This is a genomic window from Cytobacillus oceanisediminis 2691 (assembly GCF_000294775.2).
Classification (GTDB): domain Bacteria; phylum Bacillota; class Bacilli; order Bacillales; family Cytobacillaceae; genus Cytobacillus; species Cytobacillus pseudoceanisediminis.
The window spans coordinates 1,505,978-1,527,564 of record NZ_CP015506.1 but is presented as its reverse complement, the minus strand read 5'-3'; the positions used below and the strand labels follow the sequence as shown (position 1 = coordinate 1,527,564).

General features: G+C 38.6%; 25 protein-coding genes and 1 tRNA gene. 14 read left to right on the top strand and 12 right to left on the bottom strand.

What is annotated here, in order from left to right:
• Window positions 1-69: 69 nt before the first annotated feature.
• The 7 genes from A361_RS07820 to A361_RS07790 all read right to left on the bottom strand — a co-directional run bounded on the left by A361_RS07820 (window position 70) and on the right by A361_RS07790 (window position 4,224).
• The gene (locus A361_RS07820; RefSeq protein ID WP_019381521.1) at window positions 70-999 is read right to left on the bottom strand and encodes a recombinase RecT; all 930 of its coding nucleotides are present in this window, start codon (window positions 997-999) and stop codon (window positions 70-72) included.
• Window positions 999-1,940: a YqaJ viral recombinase family protein gene (locus A361_RS07815; protein WP_019381520.1), complete on the bottom strand. Its 942-nt coding sequence runs from the start codon at window positions 1,938-1,940 to the stop codon at window positions 999-1,001. The genes A361_RS07820 and A361_RS07815 overlap by 1 nt, the downstream gene beginning before the upstream one ends.
• A 110-nt stretch (window positions 1,941-2,050) precedes the next feature.
• The gene (locus A361_RS07810) at window positions 2,051-2,272 is read right to left on the bottom strand and encodes a YqaI family protein (protein WP_311315958.1); all 222 of its coding nucleotides are present in this window, start codon (window positions 2,270-2,272) and stop codon (window positions 2,051-2,053) included.
• Between the two features lie 373 nt (window positions 2,273-2,645).
• A complete protein-coding gene (locus tag A361_RS07805; protein ID WP_009330644.1) occupies window positions 2,646-2,909 on the bottom strand; it encodes a helix-turn-helix domain-containing protein in 264 nt (87 codons plus the stop codon).
• A 143-nt stretch (window positions 2,910-3,052) separates the two neighbouring features.
• Window positions 3,053-3,754, bottom strand: coding sequence for an ORF6N domain-containing protein (locus A361_RS07800; RefSeq protein ID WP_019381516.1), 702 nt, complete (start codon window positions 3,752-3,754; stop codon window positions 3,053-3,055).
• Entirely contained in the window at window positions 3,755-3,943 is a 189-nt protein-coding gene (locus tag A361_RS07795; protein ID WP_026041684.1) for a helix-turn-helix domain-containing protein, read from the bottom strand. It abuts the gene before it with no gap.
• Between the two features lie 53 nt (window positions 3,944-3,996).
• Complete coding sequence (locus A361_RS07790; protein ID WP_019381514.1) at window positions 3,997-4,224, bottom strand: helix-turn-helix domain-containing protein; 228 nt, start codon at window positions 4,222-4,224, stop codon at window positions 3,997-3,999.
• Window positions 4,225-4,417: 193 nt separating this feature from the next.
• Between A361_RS07790 and A361_RS07785 the strand changes: the two genes are divergently transcribed.
• The 5 genes from A361_RS07785 to A361_RS07765 all read left to right on the top strand — a co-directional run bounded on the left by A361_RS07785 (window position 4,418) and on the right by A361_RS07765 (window position 9,131).
• Complete coding sequence (locus A361_RS07785; protein WP_019381513.1) at window positions 4,418-4,846, top strand: helix-turn-helix domain-containing protein; 429 nt, start codon at window positions 4,418-4,420, stop codon at window positions 4,844-4,846.
• Window positions 4,847-4,851: 5 nt separating this feature from the next.
• Window positions 4,852-5,292 carry an ImmA/IrrE family metallo-endopeptidase gene (locus A361_RS07780; protein WP_019381512.1) on the top strand — a complete coding sequence of 147 codons (441 nt, stop codon included), beginning with the start codon at window positions 4,852-4,854 and terminating at the stop codon, window positions 5,290-5,292.
• A gap of 248 nt (window positions 5,293-5,540) precedes the next feature.
• Complete coding sequence (locus A361_RS07775; protein ID WP_019381511.1) at window positions 5,541-7,541, top strand: DEAD/DEAH box helicase; 2,001 nt, start codon at window positions 5,541-5,543, stop codon at window positions 7,539-7,541.
• Window positions 7,542-7,545: 4 nt separating this feature from the next.
• On the top strand, window positions 7,546-7,827 hold the full coding sequence (locus A361_RS07770) for a hypothetical protein (RefSeq protein WP_019381510.1): 282 nt from the start codon (window positions 7,546-7,548) through the stop codon (window positions 7,825-7,827).
• Between the two features lie 104 nt (window positions 7,828-7,931).
• Window positions 7,932-9,131: a tyrosine-type recombinase/integrase gene (locus tag A361_RS07765; protein ID WP_019381509.1), complete on the top strand. Its 1,200-nt coding sequence runs from the start codon at window positions 7,932-7,934 to the stop codon at window positions 9,129-9,131.
• Between the two features lie 98 nt (window positions 9,132-9,229).
• Here the strand turns inward: A361_RS07765 and A361_RS07760 are convergent.
• Window positions 9,230-9,302, bottom strand: a tRNA-Val gene (locus tag A361_RS07760).
• Window positions 9,303-9,547: 245 nt separating this feature from the next.
• Here A361_RS07760 and A361_RS07755 point away from each other — a divergent pair.
• The 4 genes from A361_RS07755 (at window position 9,548) to A361_RS07740 (ending at window position 12,182) form a co-directional block, all read left to right on the top strand.
• Entirely contained in the window at window positions 9,548-10,312 is a 765-nt protein-coding gene (locus tag A361_RS07755; protein WP_009331163.1) for a SurA N-terminal domain-containing protein, read from the top strand.
• A gap of 166 nt (window positions 10,313-10,478) precedes the next feature.
• Window positions 10,479-11,093, top strand: a complete 615-nt coding sequence (locus A361_RS07750) for a YczE/YyaS/YitT family protein (protein ID WP_009331164.1) — start codon at window positions 10,479-10,481, stop codon at window positions 11,091-11,093.
• A 109-nt stretch (window positions 11,094-11,202) separates the two neighbouring features.
• A complete protein-coding gene (locus A361_RS07745) occupies window positions 11,203-11,421 on the top strand; it encodes a hypothetical protein (RefSeq protein WP_009331165.1) in 219 nt (72 codons plus the stop codon).
• 176 nt (window positions 11,422-11,597) lie between these two features.
• A complete protein-coding gene (locus A361_RS07740) occupies window positions 11,598-12,182 on the top strand; it encodes a hypothetical protein (protein WP_019381508.1) in 585 nt (194 codons plus the stop codon).
• Window positions 12,183-12,249: 67 nt separating this feature from the next.
• On the opposite strand, the gene A361_RS07735 is transcribed toward A361_RS07740, so the two are convergent.
• The 3 genes from A361_RS07735 to A361_RS07725 form a co-directional block, all read right to left on the bottom strand.
• Window positions 12,250-14,208, bottom strand: a complete 1,959-nt coding sequence (locus A361_RS07735) for a TRAP transporter permease (RefSeq protein ID WP_019381507.1) — start codon at window positions 14,206-14,208, stop codon at window positions 12,250-12,252.
• A complete protein-coding gene (locus tag A361_RS07730) occupies window positions 14,198-14,728 on the bottom strand; it encodes a DUF1850 domain-containing protein (protein WP_009331168.1) in 531 nt (176 codons plus the stop codon). The genes A361_RS07735 and A361_RS07730 overlap by 11 nt, the downstream gene beginning before the upstream one ends.
• 136 nt (window positions 14,729-14,864) lie before the next feature.
• A complete protein-coding gene (locus A361_RS07725; protein ID WP_019381506.1) occupies window positions 14,865-15,860 on the bottom strand; it encodes a TAXI family TRAP transporter solute-binding subunit in 996 nt (331 codons plus the stop codon).
• Between the two features lie 267 nt (window positions 15,861-16,127).
• Between A361_RS07725 and A361_RS07720 the strand changes: the two genes are divergently transcribed.
• The 4 genes from A361_RS07720 (at window position 16,128) to A361_RS07705 (ending at window position 18,764) form a co-directional block, all read left to right on the top strand.
• Window positions 16,128-16,853 carry an alpha/beta hydrolase gene (locus tag A361_RS07720; protein ID WP_019381505.1) on the top strand — a complete coding sequence of 242 codons (726 nt, stop codon included), beginning with the start codon at window positions 16,128-16,130 and terminating at the stop codon, window positions 16,851-16,853.
• A gap of 186 nt (window positions 16,854-17,039) precedes the next feature.
• Window positions 17,040-17,558 (top strand): YjcG family protein, encoded by a 519-nt coding sequence (locus A361_RS07715; RefSeq protein ID WP_009331171.1) that lies wholly within the window; start codon window positions 17,040-17,042, stop codon window positions 17,556-17,558.
• A gap of 6 nt (window positions 17,559-17,564) precedes the next feature.
• Window positions 17,565-17,987 (top strand): GNAT family N-acetyltransferase, encoded by a 423-nt coding sequence (locus tag A361_RS07710; protein ID WP_019381504.1) that lies wholly within the window; start codon window positions 17,565-17,567, stop codon window positions 17,985-17,987.
• Between the two features lie 102 nt (window positions 17,988-18,089).
• Window positions 18,090-18,764: a DUF421 domain-containing protein gene (locus A361_RS07705; protein ID WP_019381503.1), complete on the top strand. Its 675-nt coding sequence runs from the start codon at window positions 18,090-18,092 to the stop codon at window positions 18,762-18,764.
• A gap of 16 nt (window positions 18,765-18,780) precedes the next feature.
• On the opposite strand, the gene A361_RS07700 is transcribed toward A361_RS07705, so the two are convergent.
• Window positions 18,781-19,065 (bottom strand): hypothetical protein, encoded by a 285-nt coding sequence (locus A361_RS07700; RefSeq protein ID WP_019381502.1) that lies wholly within the window; start codon window positions 19,063-19,065, stop codon window positions 18,781-18,783.
• 201 nt (window positions 19,066-19,266) lie between these two features.
• Here A361_RS07700 and A361_RS07695 point away from each other — a divergent pair, with 201 nt between their 5' ends.
• Window positions 19,267-21,585: a UvrD-helicase domain-containing protein gene (locus tag A361_RS07695; protein ID WP_009331175.1), complete on the top strand. Its 2,319-nt coding sequence runs from the start codon at window positions 19,267-19,269 to the stop codon at window positions 21,583-21,585.
• Window positions 21,586-21,587: the final 2 nt, after the last annotated feature.

Below are 21,587 nucleotides of genomic sequence, written 5' to 3'. Positions count from 1 at the left end.
AGCATTTTCAAATGTTCTCTATCTCTTGCCTCCTCCCAGATCCATGCTGGAAGGAGGACATTTGTTTTTTTACTCTGCATCTTCAAAATCTATGTCCAATGATTCCTGGGCGGACATATTTTTACTAGTTTTTTTCTTCTTTTGATCCGTATCAATAATTTCAGGCTCTTCATCTGATACATGCTCTTCCTTGCTTGGAGAGTCGTACTGAATTGGCTCATCATACTCATTGGCCTCATCCGTAATATCTTTTACCTCACGTTCCTGCTCATCTTCTGAGAATGCTTTTTGCATTTCGATGGACAAGATGCCCCATTTGCCTAACATGTTCCTAAGAACCGTTTTCATTGCCATGGCATCGTAATCAGAACGCCAGACATTATTAAGTGATTTCTTATCTTTTGCCTTGTTATGCTTAATCCTGTGCGCCTCTATTTCGTCCCGAGTCCAATAAACCGTTTTTTCAAAGCCATTGACCAATTTAAAGTAACCGCAGTAACCGATAACCTTATCACTTTTCTTTGCATCTAAATCAAGATCTATTTCCTCTGTCAGACGATTCCACTTTAGAAGCTCCCCTTCATACACTGGTATCACGTTAATCGCTTTGTACTGTCCGCTTCTTAAAGCCAGCTGAATGTAGCCTTTATATCCTAGCTGGAACTGGGCTGCCTTATATCCCTTTTTCGAATCATAAAATGCGACTATCCAGGCATAACCTAAGTTTTTATCCACTGGAAGATCGAGAGAGGCAGCAACCATTGCACTGGATACAATGGACATAGGCTCAGCTTCCCTCAGACTGGCATCTCCGTTATATAAATTAAGAACCGATGCCATAAATTGTGGTGCTTTATTGGCTAATACTTGTTCAAATTTCTTTTGCATTGTTGGCGTATTTAGTAAACTTTTAAGGCCAAGCGACTGAGCTGAAACTTGCTTTGCTGCTGCCTCCTGTCTATTTGCTAATTGATTCTTCAATTCTGTATTGGTCGCCATCAATTAATCTCCTTTACAGCAAATTTTCGGAACGAGGATTCTTTCAAAACTTTTTTGTAAATGTCCGGATACTTCTCTTTCAGAGCTTTCGAATCTACACTTTTTCTGCTCTGATTCTTCCAAGTGACTATAAATTGATCAGTAATACCTGTTTCAGCATCCTTCAATACTTCTTTTAATTTGTTTTCAATTTCCGTTTTTGCAATTTTAATCAGCTTTTCATCGGATTTCAATTTCTCATATTGAACCAGTAAATCCTTATAATCAGATGGAAGGACAATTTCTTTATCCTTCTCAGCACGATCGTACTTCTCTTTCAAATACTTCTCAGCTGCGCTGGATCCGTCTAGCTCTGGAGCATGCCCTTGCAGTACGTGATATTCCCAAAAATGCTTTTCAGCATTGAAAATCATCTCGATAAGCTCCTGGTCTCGCTCTACTTCCTTCCAGATGAACTTGTTTCCGCCGACAAGGACAGCGATATAACCCTTTTCCTTGTCTGTAACTCCAAGATAATGTTGGAGCTGCACAAGGTAGCTTGCCGGAACTTCTTCACCTTCCCACTCTTTAGCGAGGTAGGCACTAGCTGTCTTGCATTCCAAAACTGCTGATTCTCCAACAACTAAACGATCAACGTTTGCTTTTATAAATGGATACTTGACATGGCTGTACATGAAATTTGTTCGGCGCACCTTTTTACCTGTACGCTTTTCAAACTCCTTGGCAACCACATTTTCCATTTGATTTCCCCAGTAAATTGCTTCATTATCATTTTCATGTGGTTCGACCTGGCCAGTTTTTTCTAGCCAAAGCTCAAAAGGTGTACGAAACTTATTAACACCAAGGATGATTCCAGCATCACTCCCGCCGATTCCTTTAGCCCGTTCTTGCAGCCATTCATAACGGCTCATTTCTTTTGTACATACTGCATTAATGGCCACTATTGAGTCCTCCCTTTACCGCCAGGGGCCTATATGCTACAATGACGGTACTATAATTGTTTTTTCGATTTTCATCGAACCCGGACACCTGCCTCCCAACAGGTGTCTTTTTATACTGTTTTAAATTCAAATCCCATGACCTCTGTTAAATACCGTTCCAAGTTATCCCTCAAAATAATTTCACCGTCATATTCAACAATGTCATCACCAAAAAGCATTTCATCACCAAAATAATCTAGCCCCACGTGTTCAGGCTGTTCGACCATATTCGGGTATCCAGACCTCTCTATTTGGTCAATCATAGGATGATTCATTTTTATCCTCCTCTCTATGTATTAGGTGCTTTATTCACACCGCGATAAGCCGAAACGTAGATGATGGGGGAATGGCAGATATTCGTTCCGACTTATCGCGACAGGAACAAAGGTTCTTGCCGCCCTATTCTAGTGGTGTTAGAATAGAAGTATCGACGATTAAGTGGCAGTGAGCTGTGGTGAGCTTACTGCTTTTCTTTTTGATTTGAAGTAAAATCCCCAATTAAAATTCCCATGATGAAAATAAAATAGGTTCCGAAAATCATAGCTAGGACATAACCCAAGTCCACTTATGAACCCTCCTTTGGAGAACAGATTCTAGCAGCCCAATCAATCTTTACTCCTTGGCTCTTTAATTTCTTAATCAATTGTTCCAGCTTCTCTTTTCTGGTTAAAACCATTGGATTATTCCTCCTATCAACGGCATTAACTGCTGCAATATCATCACTGGATCTACCCCTGTCACAATGGCACATGCCACATCTTTAGCTGAGGTAACATCTGCCCACTTGATTAAAGTAGCGACATCTAATGTTTTTTTATCTGTTTCAAATTTTGAAATACAACTCCGTGAACGATGAAGCTTCTCTGCGATTTCCTCCTGTGTAAGACCTGCTCGCTCCCGGCATGCTTTCAATACTGCGCCGAAAGTCAATCCTTCTTCCCTCCCTTCTATGTTCCAATTTGGAAAGGTTCCAGTATGGAACCGACAAATTAATAGATTGTTATTAAAATTAATAGATGAAAGGAAGTGCACCGAATCTTTTAGAGCCTGGCAGCTTCGTTCGGTGCCTTCGCTCACGAAACTTTTCTAGGAAACCAGTTTTCTATGTAGCTGAGGGCTGATTGAAGCTCCTTTCTCTTAATGTCTTTGTAGCTTGCTACACCAAAACGGTTCTTTAATTCTCGATGTAGTTCCCTAAATAGCTTTGAACGGAACTCTGGATTACTTTCCAGCTCATAAACCTTTTGAGCGATTCCTTTCTGCACACGTCGTTGTTCGCCACTGGATAGAGTGATATGCTCTTCGACTTTATGATCAATCTCATAGACTAACTTTCTGATTTTATGTTGTTCAGCTTTAATGGTTTGAGTATCCTCCATAAGATCTGCAGTTGTTCTCAGCACCGTTACCAGAGCCTGATCTTTTGATAGAGGAACCATGTCTTCTTTAATCGTGTAGTATTCATCGACCAGCCTTTCATATGCATCCCATGCTTGCTCAGTATTTAGTGATTTAGCGTGAAGCCAAGCTCCTTTTTCAGTCCAAAGATAGAGAATAGAAGTAAATTTAAGGCTGTCGTCAAATTGACGTGACCCTTTGAATTCCCGTAATTCTTCTCCGGATAAGGCAAAATAATGTTTGCCTTGAACATACCGATCAGCATTTCTTTGAAAGTTCCGGTTAATAATTTTTGCTTCTGTTCCAAAAGCTGCTGCAAGCTGAGTGGTTGTTAATACTCGCTTACCTCTTTGGCAAATAGGCTGCAATTGATTCATTTACATAGCCTCCAGACTTTTTTGTTCTTGGTCTCGCATCCAGGCATTTATTGTTTCCAAGGAAAAGAAGATTCTCCGTCTAACTCTGAAATGCGGGATTTGCTTTTCACGGACCATCGTATAAATCGTGTCAGGATGGACACCAATATAATCTGCCACTTCCTGAGCTGTGAGTGTTTTTCGCTGCACTTTGAAATGATCCTGGGAAATTAACTTTCTGAGCTCCATTCTTTTACCTCCTATTATGCCGTGGTCTTATTCAACTTTATGTTGAATTCTTTATCAAAAAAATTTGAAGGGGAAACTCCTAATATGTTAGATATAATTTCTAATTCGTTTGTTGTTATTGGTCTTTTTCCAGTCTCTTTCATACTGTATGACTGAACTGTAATGTTTAACTTATTAGAAATTACTATCTGGCTAATATTCTTAGCTTTTCTTACTGCTCTAATTTTTTCATGTAATTTCATATCATCACCTCCAAAATTAAACGTAAAGTTTAAAATTATAGTTTTATTATATCAACGTTTCGTTTAATGTCAACATCAAATTTAAAAATAATCAACTTTTTGTTTATTGTGTTTAACGTAGCGTTTATTTAATATAAAATAATCTAATATAAGATATTGTAAAAAATATGGAATTAGGATCTGGTGATTTTTCATGAGTTTAGGTATTCGTTTAAAAAAGGAAAGAGAGAAAAGAAAATGGTCACAAAAAGAAGTTGCTGAGAAAGTCGGTATCACAAACGCAGTTCTTTCCAATTATGAAAGAGATTACAGAGACCCAGATACTGAAACTCTAAAAAAGCTTGCAGATCTATATGAAGTGGAGACAGATTATCTATTAGGTAGGTCTGATTTCCAAAAATCAAATGCAAATTTGCAAAGCAAAGATGAAAAAGACATTGCAAAAAGAATGGAGAAAATTCGTCAGGACCTTTCTGAAGATGATGGCTATATGTTAATGGGGGAACCGATTAGCGAGGAAGCAAAGGAATCAATCATGGATGCCATGGAATATGCAATTAGACAAGCCACCAGGATTAACAAAAAGTATATTCCTAAGAAATATCGTGATAAACAGGACTGATTTAGATGAAGGATTTTATTGTTGCTGAAGTTCAAAGATTAATTAAGAAATTCAAGACAAGAGATCCTTTTCTAATCGCTGAGAAACTAGGTGTCCATGTTGTACCATGGGATTTTACGGATGAAGTCCAAGGAATGTACAAATATGAGAGAAAAAATAAATTCATATTTATAAATAACAACTTAGGCAAAGTCCGTAATTTTGTCATGGGGCATGAATTAGGTCACTCGGTTCTTCACCCCAAACATAATGCTTCATTTCTTAAGAAGAATACTTTCTTTCCAGAAAGCAAATACGAAAGGCAAGCAAGTCAATTCGCTGTAGAGTTGCTACTTCCAGACGAATGTCTAAGTGAATATGAAGATACACATCTTTCAATCTATGAAATTGCTGAAATATATGGTGTGCCAAGAGAAGTTGCTTACTTAAAAAAATTTAAACACTAGATAGGTATATTTACTTGAACCAAACTGACCACGTGATTAATACGTGTTTTTATTTTAGGTATCACTGGGTTTTATACCCATAAATTCATAATTAAGGGGATGATTTTAATAATTTAACTTTCTTAAAACTAGAAAAGATTGTTAGACACTATTATCATTAATACAATAAGCAATCAATTAGACGTACTAAATATTTTAATATCTAAATATTAAAAACTAACTTATTATTGATTGGAGTGGAGTTATTTATGACTATTTTTCAGAAGGTTAAAGCAAATATTGATAGAAATGCAGCTTTATTTAACGTGCAACTTCAGGCATATAATGCAGCACTTGCTCATTATACCGAATTTAAAGACTGGAATCATCGGGAAACATTAATTGTAATGCCTACTGGTTCAGGAAAAACTGGTGTAATGTCAATTCTTCCTTTTGGAATTTCAAATGGCAAGGTTTTAATCATAACACCAGGAAAGATAGTTAGAAAAACCGTTTATAGTCATTTTGATTCGGTGCAAAATCCCGAAAAAACCTTTTGGATAAAAAGAAATATAATTTTTGATAGAAAGAGCCTTCCAAAGAGTTATCTTTACCAGGGTTATAATCCCAAAAATGATGGTGCAAAGGAAATCACCATAAAAAAATTACGGGAAGCTGACATAGTGATCACAAATGTACATAAATTAGGAAGTAGTAATGAAGAAGTGAATTTAATGCGATTGGTTGATCAAGATTTTTTCGACATGATAATTATTGACGAGGCACACCATGTTGCAGCAACAATGTGGCAAGATGCTTTAGACTATTTCAAAGCAAGTAAGATCATTAAATTAACTGCTACCCCATTCCGAAGTGATAAACAGGCAATTTCAACTCACGAATATGATCCTATTTTTGAATATACCCTGGGTGAGGCTATTACTGATGGTCTAGTAAAAAATATAGTTAAGCAGGAAGCTGTACCAGGGGAACTATCTTTTACAGACCGTAATACAGGAAAAAAATATAACCTTCAAGACGCTAAAATTGAATTGGGTAATGACTTTGTTAGTAAGTCCATTGCGATGTCTGAGTCATGTTCTAAACAAGTAATCGAAAAAACCAAGACTATATTAAGTAATAAAAGGAAAAGCTATCCTAAACATCAAGTGCTGGCGGTAACCTGCAATGATGATCATGCACAAGATGTTTGCAGGTGGTTTAATGAACTGGACTTAACAGCTACCTATGTTAGTGTCAAAACCTTAAGCGATAAAGAAATTGAACAAAGATTAAATGACTTTGCAAATGGCATTTATGATGTTATGGTCAGCATTCAAATGTTAGGTGAAGGTTATGATAACCCTAACATTTCAATTATCTCACTATTCAGGCCTTTCAAAACCCTAGGGCCATATGCTCAGGCAGTTGGCCGAGGGCTTCGTAAAATAATGGCACCAGATGTTACTCCCCTAGATAACTTCTGTAATGTTGTTTATCACCAGGAGTTAGGTTTAGAAAAGCTATGGGAATATTATAAAGAGCAAGAGACATACGGACAAATATTGCTTAAACAAAAGAAGGATTTAGTTGAGCAACTGTCTTTTGAATTTGACGAATTAGGTTTCGTTGAAAAAAAACCTAACCCTTATTCGGCTAAAAAAGATGGGGAAAGTGAGGAAGATTTATCTTCTCTGAATGCTTCTTTTCTTCTTGATGTCTCGGCATTTTCTCCGCATAACCTTGGAAAAAATGATTCGTTTACACAAGACGGTATAGAAAACTATAACCAAGCATTGGATGCTGTTCTACAAACTGAACAAGATAAATTAGAGCAATACAGGTTAAAACTACAGGAAATGGTCGATAAAGGCTTCCTGTCTATTAAAGAAGCTGAAACTTTATTGGAAAAACATGAAATTGAAACACAAAATAAGGTTAATACAAGCTATGATACATTCAATGACTTAATTGTCGCCGAATCTTTACGTAAGGACTTTATAAATTGGGTAAATACAAAATTAGAAGAATTTTTTAAAATGTCTTCATTAGCTAAAGAGGATATTGATCTTGTTAGGGATTATTCTCTTGTTGACAATGAAAAGATAAATAATATAGGATTTATCTCAAGAAACATTAGACAGTCCCTTTATGAAGAATCTAAGAAAAATATATCTTTGTACAATGATGCTGACTTTGCTAGAGCTAAAGATCGGGTAATAGAAAAGCTTTCCTTCTGGTTAAAGCAGTATCCAAAAAAGGAGGAGTAAGAAAATGAAACAAACTATCCGGGAGACAAAAAAAATAAGTCCTGAAATTCATTATCTTGATGTTTTTACCAAAATATTATCTAAAGGCGGACAAATCTCAAACATGTGTTTTACTAATGGACCCGAATCTTTGCAAATTAGCTTTGAATATTCCTTTAAGGGCTTCCCTTCTAAATTCAAAGAGGAGTTCAAATATGATAACGAAAGAAAACTTATCAGCTGGATTACAACAGCAAATGAAAAGAAATATTCAATTTATAATTCTTCAATTTATAAAACTGCTTAATACAAACAGAAGAAAAGCCCAGCTGGGCTTTTCTTTTCAACTCGAAACAGAACATATATTCCCTTTCGGAAATCTTGATGAATTTAATAAGGAGGAAAAAATTAATGGCAAGCGTTCAAAAACGAGGAGCAAACTCTTTTATGCTTGTTGTAGAGATCGGATATGATTCAAAAGGCAAAAGAAAGAAAAAAACCAAAACTATTCGAATTAAGGATCAGTCTTTATTAAAAACAAAAAAGAAATTAAATGACTACTTGCAGTCAGAGTTAGTTAAGTTCCAAATGGAAATTGAGTCAGGCGAGTACATTTCTCCTGAAAAAATGATTCTTGCAGAGTTCGTAAAAGACTGGCAGAAAAAATACGCCGAAAAAGGCGGTCTAAGTGAACAAACATTGGATGTGTACCTCACCCACTTTAAAAACCACATCCTCCCTACTCTTGGCAATATGCGACTAGATCAGATAAAGCCGATTCATATCGTAAACTTTTTATCTCAATTAAAAAAAGTAGATGGCAGTCCTATGGCTGTCTCCACTGCTCAATATGTATATCGTGTCCTCAGAAACATTCTACAGCGAGCTGCAGATTGGAAGATTATAAAATATAACCCTGCAGCAGATGTCAGCAAACCCAGCCAACGAGGTATTTTGGAAAAGGATATAAACGTATATGATGAAAATGAGGTAGCCATATTGTTTGATGCCGTCCAGAAAGAACCAATACATTGGCGAGTATTTACATCTCTTGCTCTTGCTGCTGGATTAAGAAGGGGTGAATTATTAGGGCTGGAATGGTCTCATATAGACTTGGAGAAGGGTATTATTAAAATCAAACAGATTATTAGTCGAGGTACTGGTGGAAGGCCGATTTTAAAAGGTCCAAAATCCAGGAATTCAAAACGGGTTATTTCTTTGCCGCCTATGATGGTCGAAGAGCTAAAAAAATACCATATACACTGGAAAAAAGAAAAAATGCGGATGAGAGATTTGTGGATTGAACATGAGCATGAATTTGTCTTTTGCAATGAAAACGGAAAACACTATTATCCCACTACCCCTACTACCTGGTGGAGACGATTTACCAACAGGGCTGGAGTCCGATTTATCCGGTTACATGATCTGCGACATACTTCAGCAACTCTACTAATAAATCAGGGTGTTCACGCAAAAATAATTTCAGAGAGACTGGGTCATTCAAATATCCGTATAACCATGGATACATACGGTCATGCTTTACAAACTGCAGATCAGGAAGCAGCTAACAAATTAGACTCACTTTTTACACGGCAAAAAAATAGCATTTAAAAATTTCGTCAACAATTCGTCAACAATTGGGGTTTACTCTATATTTTTAAGAATATAGAAAAAGCCTAGAACCGTTGAGGCTCTAGGCTTTTAACTGATGATTCCGACTGGGTTCGAACCAGCGACCTCTACCCTGTCAAGGTAGCGCTCTCCCAGCTGAGCTACGGAATCGTTATGATATTCCCTGTATTGGGGACAATATAAAATATACTTCCTTCTAACATAAAAGTCAATACCTATATTTCATCCATAAACTATAAGGTTATCAGCTTGGAAACTAGATTACATTCCCATTACAAATTCTGCATTTATGCCTTAAAGGTATCTTTTTAAGAGTATATGCTTTATAATGCCCTCTATATGATTCTTTTGTTAGCTGAATCAAATCATACAGGGTTACGGAAGGAGAAATATTAATGAAAAAACTAATGTATCCCTTTTTACTAGTATTAATATCTGCCGTTTTAGCTGCTTGTGGAGCTGATGATGAAAGCAAGAGTGCAGATAAAAAAGAGGAAGCGAAAACAGCTGAAACCGACCAGCAGGACCAGCAGAAGCAAATGGAAGAAATGCAAAAGAAAATGGACAAACAAAAGCTTGATGAAGAAAAGACTGTTGCAATCGTTAATGACCAGGAAATCCTTGGCCGCGAGTATAACAGCGTGCTTACTTCATCACAAATGATGTATCAGCAAATGGGACAAGACCCTACTACCAAAGATGCTGCAGATAAAATCAAGGAGCAGACACTCGACAGTCTAGTCGGCCAGACACTTCTTCTCCAAGAGGCAGACAAAAAAGGCTACAAAGCTTCTGATGAAGAAGTCAAAAAGCAGCTGGAAGAAACAAAAGGACAATTCAAGGACGACAAGGAATTCGAAACAGCAATGAAACAGGCTGGCCTTAACCCTGACTCATTAGAGAAGGAAATTGCCAACAATATTAAATATACGAAATATATTAATGGCGAGATTAAACCAGGGGAAGTTACAGATGCTGAAATTCAGAAATTCTATGATGAATATGCCAGCCAGGGTGGTGCTGAAGGACAGGAGCCGCCTAAATTGGAGGAAGTAAAGCCTCAGATCAAGCAGCAGCTCGAACAGCAAAAACAGCAGGATATGCTGGTTAAGCATGTAGAAGAATTGAAGAAAAGTGCAAAAATTGATATTAAGGTATAAGTATCTTTAAAACAGTTCCCATTTGGGAGCTGTTTTTATGTGTTAGAGTATTAATAAAAGTGCTATTCCCCATACTGGCCTGTTATGAATACTCAATAAGTTTCTTCCTTTTCTTTCCCTTGAGAATTTATTTAATTACGGTAATATTTATTGGGGAGGATACACCATGATTAAACACACAACATTCATTCAAGTAATTGCAGGTTATTTTATTCTTACTCTCGGTGTCTCATTAATTATCTTATCCAATCTCGGTGCAGGTGCCTGGGACACTGTTTATGTTGGCCTTTTTAATAAGTTCGGTCTGACAATCGGAACATGGTCATTTCTGGTAACAGCATCCCTTATATTCTTCAATGCTCTGCTGACCTGGGAAAAGCCCCAGTTTAAATCATTTATTGGAACCATTTTAGCGAGTGTGGGGATCGATTTTTGGATGGAGCTTGTTTTCAGCGGCATCACAGTTACAAGCTTTTCCCTTCAGATCCTTGCCTTCATCACAGGTGTCTCATTTCTGGGCTTCGGGGTATCTATATATATCCGTCCGCAATTATTCAGCGGCCCAATTGATGGATTAATGATCGCAACTGCCAAAAGGCTAAATATCAGCATTAAGACCGCACGTATAATTAATGAATTATTGGCATTGGCCATTGGCCTTATTTTAGGCGGTCCAGTTGGATTAGGCACATTGTTCGTTGCCGTCTTTTTAGGCTATGCCATACAATACGGCACTGTTTTGCTTAATCACTTGAAAAATAAGGGTTTAAAGATTATTTAAAAGACTTCACTTGTGAAGTCTTTTTTTATACGAACAAATTTTCGCATTCTACTTGATAAGGAACACGTGTTCGTGTATAATGTAAATAAAAGTAAGGGGGGATTTCTCTATGAAAGGAATTCTTTATCGAGCTATGGAAGAGAGAAAGCCTGTGGAAATCATTTATCTCTCCAAACGGAATTCATTTACACAAAGAAGAATATTAATAAAAGAACTTCGAGGCAGCACGATTTTAGCCTATTGTTTATATAGAAAACAAATGCGCATTTTCAACTTGAACCATATCATGTCCATTTTGCCCGAAAAGAAAGCTCGCCAGATCAGCTAAAAGGAGCCTTCTTTCAAAATATTTCATTATATTCATCAAAGCCTGTATTTCACATGGAAGTACGGCTTTTTATTATGCTCCTTTCTTTCTCCGATTATCTGGTCCTCATTCGGGTATATACTCTCTAACCGGGATTTGGCCCTTAAATAATTTAAGCTAAAGAAAGGAAGGATTTTATGAAAAGCTACTCATTGATTGCTGCTTTGTTTTCAGCAACCCTTATACTGGCAGGCTGTAATCAGAATGAAGAGCAAATTGTAGAGGATGAAGACAAGAATAATCCTTCTACGGAAGAACAGCGGGCGGAAACAGAGGAAGCTCCGGAAGATAACAAAAAGATCACTGAAGAAGTTGGTTTAGGAGACACACGGGATCTTTTCACAAAGGCTTATGGGGAAAATAAAAATAATGATGAAATTGCCCGCTTCAATGGAAACAGTATGCTGGTAGAGTTTCAAACGCATCGGGCAGTAAATGTTGAGCTGCAATTTGAAGATATGGAAAAAGATATGAGTAATGAAGAGGTTCTTGCTTTTGTCGAAAAACGCATTCCGAAAGATGCTGAAGAGGTTAACAGATTTAAAGAAGATAACAATGAGCGTGAAATCATTGAATATAAAAGCGAACTATTAAAAGAAACCCTCAGTGATGAAGTATATGAAGGAGATGAACCCGGTACATTCTCTGTGTTATTAACCAGCAGCGAAGATGATTATGTTAATGCCACCCTTTCAATCGGCCATAGCGATCAGGGATCCTGACAGGCTATAAGCTGCAGAAGCAAAAAGGAAGGATCTCATCATGTGAGCATCCTTCCTTCTTTAATTATTATGCTGTTTGCGGCTTTGCCTGATCGTCTTTTTTAATGAAGACCTGCAATGCAATCAACAGGATAAAAATAACTAATCCTACTATATCAGTAACCCCTTCAGGGTAGATAAGCAATAGTCCCCCTGCAATTCCCAGCAGTCTTTCAAAAATATTCAATTTACGCAGCCAGTAGCCAATTACCCCAGCGCCGATTGCCATCATACCTGCCAAAGCAGTGAATACTACCCAGATTAAATAATACCAGGTTGTATCAATCATCAATAACTCCGGTGAAAGGACAAACATGTATGGAATAATAAAAGCCCCGATGGCAAGCTTTGATGCTGTTACTCCTGTCTTTATCGGATCTCCGCCGGATACACCAGCAGCCGCAAATGCTGCAAGAGCAACTGGAGGTGTGACATCTGCCACAATACCGAAGTAGAACACAAATAAGTGAGCAGATAAATCAGGTACGCCCAGAAGGATGATTGCTGGGGCAGCTATAGTTGATGTAATAACATAGTTTGCAGTTGTTGGTGATCCCATTCCAAGGATAATCGCTGCAACCATTGTCAGCATCAAAGTCGGGATCAACAGTCCGCCTGAAAGATCAAGGAGGCCATTCGCCATCTTTAATCCAAGACCTGTCTTTACAACTACCCCAACAATAATACCTGCCGCAGCAGTTGCTGCAGCAACGCCCAAAGCCGTGCGTGCACCATCAACTAAAGCATCGATAGCATCTCTGAATCCAATGCGCGTTTCCTTGCTAATCATACTTACTGCAACCGTAATTACAATTGACCAAAGAGCTGCACGTATTACACTCATTCCGCTCATTAGCAGGATGATAACTGCCAAAATCGGCAGCAGCAGATAAATCTTCTTCAATACTTCCTTACGGTTAGGCATCTCTTCATCTTTCAGCCCTCTAAGTCCTACACGTTTTGCTTCGAAGTGAGTCATTATCCAGACCCCGGCAAAATATAGAAGGGCTGGAATAGCAGCTGCCTTGGCAATATCCCAGTATGTAATGCCGCCGCCAATAAACTCAACCATCAGGAATGCAGCAGCACCCATGATTGGAGGCATAATCTGGCCGCCGGTTGATGCAGTCGCTTCAACTGCGCCGGCGAATTCTTTCTTGTAGCCCAGCTTTTTCATCATTGGGATGGTAAAAGAGCCTGAAGTTACTACGTTAGCTACAGAACTACCGCTGATTGTTCCCTGTAGAGCACTTGAGAAAATGGCAACCTTCGCCGGTCCGCCAGTTCTCTTTCCGGCGATGGATACAGCCAAATCATTAAAATACTGCCCTACACCCGTTTTTACAAGGAATGAACCAAATAACAAGAATAGGAATATAAACGTAGCAGATACGCCTAATGGGGTACCTAGGATTCCCTCGGTCGTAAAGAACATGGTCTGCACCAATCTTTCTAAATCAAGACCGCGGTGCGCCAAAAATGCCGGCATATATGGCCCGAACATAGCATAGGCAAGAAAAATGACGGCAATAATGGTTATTGGAAGTCCAACCGCTCGCCTGGTCGCTTCCAGTACCAGAAGAACTGCAATTAGCCCTACATAAAAATCAATCTCGGTCAGACGACCAGCCCTCATGACAATTTCATCAATAAAAAGCGGCCAATAAGCTCCTACCGCAATACCCAGTATAGCTAAAATGATATCGTACCAGGCAACTTTATGCTTTCGTCCCCTGTCTTTCTTCCTTGCAGGGAATAATAAAAATATTAGGGCTAATGCAAAACCTAAATGAATCGAACGCTGCAGCTGGGCTGTAAGCATCCCGAAAACCCCTGTATATAAATGGAACAGTGAAAATGCTAAAAGCCCAAAAAAGACGATCCAGCCTAATACTCCTCCTAATTTCCTTGTACCAGCCTCTGGATCGTATTTTTCCAGCAATTTCTGCTGCTCCTCAAGAGATAATGTTTCCCCTTTATTTTCCAAGGATATTCACTCCTTTCAACACCTCGAATAAGTTTATTTTTTTTGCCTTTATCCGTACCCATGTGCCAGGTTCGATATAATCTGTAAGGACATATTCTTCGCCTTGCAAGATCATTCTGTGATTCGCTCTGACCTTACCCAGCCTTAAGTCAAATGAAGGAAAAAACCTTTTCATATTCTTAATATAATATTTGCCGTCCTTTTGTTCAAATGTTTCTCCATCTGAAGCATTCTCAGGCATGCCGATGGCAAAATCCTCATACATGAGTTCAAACAATTTAATCCTTCCATCCTCGGTTATAGTATAGCTTTCTACAACATCTGTAAGGTGGATGGAATGTGTATACTTTATCTTAAAGGTTCTGTCCTCTTTAATCAGGAAATAAGCAATCACCTTTCCTTTGTTTTGATACTCAAAAACAACTGCCTGCTTAATGGGTATGAAGAACATGATTGCGATGGTTAAGATTACGAGGAGTGCCAGGACCGCTTTTTTATTCCCTGGCTTATTAAAGTTCATGGAACCTCCACCTAAAAAATATTGTCATCTTTTACAATTGATTGCCATTTCAATTAAAAATTAATTGACCGGCGCAATCACCTTAAAAGGTTTTACAGCCGGCCAAATTTCATCATTAGATTATGTTATTGAAAGATTATTCAGCTTTAAAGCCTTTTTCGTCAAAGTACTTTTTAGCACCAGGGTGCAGTTCAATGCCAGTACCTTTGACAGCATTTTCAGCCTTAATCATTTTTCCTTTGGCATGTGTAACTTTGTCAAGGTTCTCAAAGATTGCTTTTGTAACATCGTAAACTACATCGTCTGAAAGGTCATTAGAAACAACAAGCATTGCCTGTACTGCTACTGTTGGCACAGCTTCTGCAAGTTTATATGTTCCAGATGGCACTTCATCCTGTACATAGTAAGGATATTTTTCGATTAATGCATCGATTTTATCCTGTTCAATCGGAACGATCACAACATCTTCAGTTGCAGAAAGTCCTTCAACAGCACCTGTTGGAGTTCCTGCTGTAACGAATGCTGCATCAATATTGCCATCCTGTATTCCGGCAGTTGACTCATCAAAAGAAAGGTCCTGCTTTTGAATGTCATCCAATTTGATTCCGTGCACTTCAAGAATCTGTTCTGCATTCGCAGCAGTTCCTGAACCAGGAGCTCCTATTGAAACTTTTTTGCCTTTTAAGTCTTCAACAGATTTAATGCCAGATTTTGCAGTAGTAACGATCTGGATCGTTTCCGGATAAAGCGTGCCGATCGCACTCACATTATCCACTGCTGCACCTTCAAACATTAATTTTCCTTCTTGTGCATATGAAGCAATATCTGTTTGAGAGAAAGCAATCTCAGCATTGCCATCTTTCAGTGTGTTCATGTTCTCTGCAGATGCACCTGAAACTTCAGCATTTGTATCAATGCCTGTAGCATCAGAAATAATCTCAGCGAATGATCCGCCCAGCGGATAGTATGTACCGCCTGTTCCACCAGTCACGATGCTCATGAATTTAGGCTTGTCTGCGCCGCCGCCTTCTCCATCGCCGCCGCCTTCATCTTTTCCGCCGCCGCAGGCTGCAAGAACCATAGAAAGCGCTAACAGCAGAGCTGTAGCTAGGAATATACTTTTCTTTTTCATCCTATTTCCCCCTTATAAAGATTAGATTTTATCAATTATATACTAACATAAACCTTATCTGAATTGTCAAATGATCCCTCCTTGCTTTTAAAATTGCTGTTAATTGTCTTTTTGCAAGCTGATTCACCCTATTTGTTAATTTTATCCAAAATAAAGCAGCATGACCCATGAATGAGAATGCATGTAAAAAGCAATTCCTATATATATATGATAAAATCTCATTGTAAACTCTTACATAACATAACAGAACTAAACGGAGGAACAAAAATGATGGATTACCCTAGAGGATCAATACAAGATATTGCAATCAAGAGCAAGGAACTGGGTGAAGAGGTCGAGCTGCTCATTTATTTGCCCGCTTCCTTCTCACCTTTATATAAATACACTGTTGTCATAGCCCAGGATGGCAAAGATTACTTCCAGCTTGGCAGAGTCGGGCGCATCGCGGATGAATTACTAAAAGATAAAGAAATTGAAAATATCATCATTGTTGGTGTCCCTTATAAAAACGTCAAAGACAGATGGAAGAAATATCATCCGGACGGCGAACAGCATAATGCTTATATTCGTTTCCTTGCACACGAGCTGGTTCCATATCTTGACCGAGAATTCCCTACTTATCAAATGGGGATGGGACGTGCCCTTATGGGAGACTCACTTGCGGCAACTGTTTCATTAATGGCGGCCCTGCAATACCCTAATACTTTTGGGAGGTTAATTCTTCAATCACCTTATGTTGACACCTCCGTTACAGAGGCAGTGCAGGAATTTACGCAGGCCCACCTTCTTAATATTTATCACGTTATCGGGAAAGGCGAAACATCTGTAAAGACCACAGGGGGTGAAGAGAAAGATTTTCTTACTCCAAATCGGGAGCTTTCCAGTTTATTTAAGCAGAAACAATTCCCTTACTTCTATGATGAATTTGATGGAAATCATACATGGACCTACTGGCAGCCTGATTTAAAAAGGGCGCTAAAGTCTATGTTTTAACTTTGATGTGTAAAAAGACCTATTCATTCGCTATAAAAAGATTATCTTGACATACTGTTTTTTATTATGAAAAAAGGTATAATTATATAATGAATTTAGAAAATTTGCTATAATAGACCAACCAAGTGTTTTTCATTTCATTTTAGCCTGCCAGTTATAAAAAATACTGAACATGGAGGTTGTTGTATGAACACTAATTACGGCATAGTTATTTTCCCGTCAAAAAAATTGCAGGATTTGGCCAATTCTTATAGAAAGCGGTATGATCCGCATTATGCTTTAATTCCTCCGCATGTAACATTAAGATCACGCTTTGAAGCATCTGAAGAAGAAATAAAACAGCTGACGGAAACACTTCATGGAATAGCGAAGAAACACGAGCCATTTCATATAAATGCTACAAAAATCAGCTCTTTCCAGCCTGTCAACAATGTCATTTATTTTAAAATTGAGCCTTCAGCCCAGCTCGAAGAGTTACATATTGAACTGAATGATCATATTAGCGGCGATACACCTGAATATAATTTTGTTCCCCATATTACCATCGGACAAAAACTCTCCAATGATGAACATTCCGATGTATATGGGAGCTTAAGAATGCAGCCTGTTAATCACGAAGAGGTGGTGGATCGTTTTCATCTTCTATATCAGCTGGAAAACGGCTCATGGACCGTTTATGAAACATTCAGGCTAGGAAAGGAATAGTGAAAAGTGGAAGTAAGAATAGTCTCATCTGAACAAGAATTGCACGATGCCTTCTCAGTAAGGAAACAAGTTTTTATCAACGAGCAAAATGTTCCTGAAGAAGAGGAAATCGATCAGTTCGAAGACGAAGCAGTCCATTTTGTACTATATAATAATGGCATGCCTGCAGGTGCCGGAAGATTTCGCACTGTTGACGGCAATGGCAAAGTGGAAAGAATATGCGTTCTGAAGGAGAACCGTCAGAGCGGCTCAGGAAAAGCAATAATGGATAAAATCGAAGAGCATGCTAAGAAACAAGGCTTGCCTGCCTTAAAATTAAATGCCCAGACGCAGGCTATCCCTTTTTATGAAAAGCTCGGCTATCAGGTAATCTCGGAAGAATTCATGGATGCCGGGATTCCCCACCGTACAATGAAAAAAACGATATAGCGGAAAAGCTTCTGCCAGGATGGCAGGAGCTTTTTTGTATGCAATAATTTGGGGCATTCTGCAAACACTATTCCAGATACAGCATTTTAAGGAGTGGTTTGAATGGAATATTTGCATATCGTAAGTGTACTTGTGATAGGATATTTTTTCTTATTTATTATGGCAAAACTCCTGGGCAAAACACAGATCACACAGATTACTCCTTTTGATTTCATCTCGGCCATCGTGTTAGGCGAGCTGGTGGGAAATGCCCTATATGATCAGGAGACTGGAATCCCCGAAATATTCTTTGCTGTTGCAGTATGGGGGATTCTCATTTACACAACAGAAATCCTTACCCAAAAATTTAAACGGGCACGCAAGCTTCTTGAAGGTGAACCCTCTATTGTTATAAAAAAAGGAAAAATCGTCTATGAAGAACTGAAGAAAAATCATCTCGACCTTAATCAGCTCCAGCACCTCCTCCGTTCAAAGGATGTCTTTTCAATCAGGGAATGCGAATATGCCATTCTTGAAACAGATGGAACGGTCAGTGCATTAAAAAAAACACTTTACTCGACCCCAACCATTGGAGATTTAAAACTCCCTATAAATAATATCGAGCTGCCAGTAACTTTAATTTTAGACGGGGAAGTGATTTGGGATAATCTCAAAAGCATCAATTGGGACGAAACAAAGCTTATTAATGAAATTAAAAACAATGGCGCCAATAATGTCAAAGATGTCTTATACGCAGAGTGGAAAAAAGGAGAGGCTTTGCACGTGCAAACGTACTGAGCCTCTCCTTCTTTTCTTATATGCATTCACTAATATAGCGGCCTTTCCCCGTCAGCTCTCCGTATGTTTCTTCTGCCTTTTTTCTGGTGCTCCGTGTTTGGTTGTCCGCCCGCTGCTGAGGATTTGATTTGGTTAGCCTTCTTTGAATATTAAGAGGAAGCTCATGACGGAAATCTTTTGAATTGGATTGTGCCGATATTTTGGAAACTGGCACGAAATGAAATGGATCATATTTTGTGCCAATCTCTCTTTCTGCATACTGACTATACTGATATGAAGGTACAGGTAAAATGTAGCCCATGAATGCTCCCCTCTCTATTCTCTATGTATGTAATTATTAAAGGTATACGAAACAATCTTTACTTTTATGTACCCGTTTACATAAAATTATAAACAGAAAAGCACTTTAGAATCCTTTACCGGTTTGTTATGATAAAATTTGTCTTGTTATAAGGATGATAAATAATTTAAACTCGGCAATTTATAAAATGGGGTATTTTTTATGAAGACAGCAATTTTACATAATAAAGCAGTGAATCTGGAACAATTGAATCGAGAAAGTTTTCAGCATATTTATGAAGAAGGCAAAAAAGGAAAGCTGCATTGCCCTGATTGCGGAGCTTCTGTCCGTTTGTATTTAGGAATTATGGATGAGCCTCATTTTTATCATATTCAGCAAAGCAGCAGGATGTGCAAGGATATAATAATGAAACAAGAATCAGCTAAGATTGAAACTGAAGAATATATAGAAAGAAACGGCTTTAAAGTTCCTGTTTCAAGGCCCATTGCTTCTGCTGCTGTAAAAGAAATCGAATCAGCCTTTAAAAAAGCTCAGCCGGCAAAAAATATCCCCCCTTATATCCAGGAAAGCACTCACAATCCTAGTTTCCCTGATGAATACCTAAAGTCCCTATCACAAGCAGGAGTCTTTTTGGATGAACAGCAGGCAGCGGCTGTCTCACATATTGATGGGCCTCTGCTCGTTCTTGCAGGAGCAGGGAGCGGCAAGACCCGAGTTTTAACAACCAGGACTGCTTTTATGCTCCGCGAGAAAGATATCGATCCTAAATCAATAATGCTCGTTACTTTTACAGCTAAGGCTGCGGCTGAAATGAAGGAGCGCCTTACCCAATATCCAGGAATGGATTCACGAAAAGTCAGGCAAATCGTTTCCGGCACTTTTCACAGCTTGTTTTACCGGATTCTCTCCTTCCACAATCCGGAAAAATGGTCTTCCGGCAAACTCCTTAATAAAGAATGGCAGCGGGAACAGATCATTAAGGAATCCAGCAAAGACTTAAAGCTCGATGAAAAGGAATTTGCCTTTGACCTTGCCCTCCAGCAAATTAGCTATTGGAAAAACTCTCTTACCGTACCTGGGAGGGTTCATCCAAAGAATGATTGGGAGGAACAGACCGCGATTCTTTATGAAAGGTATGAACAAACAAAATTAAGAAGAGAATTATTTGATTTTGATGATATGCTGACGGGCTGCCATACTCTTTTTCATGAAAAGCCTGAAATTCTTGAACAATATCAAAATCGCTTTCATTATTTTCTGATCGATGAGTTCCAGGATATTAATAATGTTCAATATGAGCTTATGAAAATGCTGTCCGATAAAACAAAGAATGTCTGTGCAGTGGGTGACGATGATCAATCTATTTATGCTTTCAGAGGAAGCGATCCCCAATATCTTTTAGATTTCGAGAAAGATTTCCCTGGTGCTAAAGTTATAACATTGAATCAGAATTACCGCTCTGCTCACGAAATCGTATCAGCAGCGAACCAAATCATTTCTTTAAATAAACATAGACGTGTCAAAAGCATGAATGCCCAATTTTCTGGCGGGCAGCACCCTTTCCTCTTTTTTCCTTTTGATGAGGAAGAAGAAGCAACGATGATTATGACTGATATTCAGGAAAAAATTGAAGAAGGATATGAGCCGCGGGATTTTGCAGTATTATTCCGCACCCATACTGGCAGCAGGGCCATTTTTGAAAGGCTGGCCAATTCCAGCCTTCCGTTTAAATTGGATCAGGATGCCGAATCATTTTATGATCGGTTTATTGTTCGGAGCATGCTTGCTTTTCTAAAGTTATCATTAAATGAGGATGACCAGAATGCCTTGAAAGATATGCTCCCTTCTCTATTTGTTAAACAATCAGTCCTTCAGGATATTAAGGCAGAAAGCATCTTGCAGGATTGCTCAATGCTGGAGTGCCTAAAGTTTATAAAAACAGGATTTGCTTTTCAGGAAAGCAAGTTAAAAAAAGTGATCCCTGTTACCAGATCAATCTCAGGACTTAGTCCCATCACTGCAATTGAAACTGTTGAAAAAGAACTGGGCTTCCAGGACTTTATAAAAAAACGCGGCAATGAAGGCAATAAAATGGATAAAGGCTCTGATGATATAAAAGATTTGAAGGTCGCTGCGCGCAACTTTCAATCTCTTCATGAGTTTCTGGAGCACACTGAACATATGAGAGCCATGAACAAAGAAATCAAGCGCCTCAGCAGGAATAATGATAATGCCATTACATTAAGCACTATCCACCGTTCAAAGGGGCTTGAATATAATGTGGTATATGTTGCCGGTGCAGTTGAAGGAAACCTCCCGCATGATCATTCACTGGAAGCTTACCGTTCAGGTGAGTCTGCACCGCTGGAGGAAGAACGAAGGTTAATGTACGTTGCCGTTACAAGGGCAAGGAAGGACTTATACATTTCTGTGCCGGAAAAAAGGCGGGGACGGAAGGCATATGCCTCAAGGTTCCTTGCCCCCATTACAAGAAGCGGCAGGAATAAAGGCGGAAAATAAAC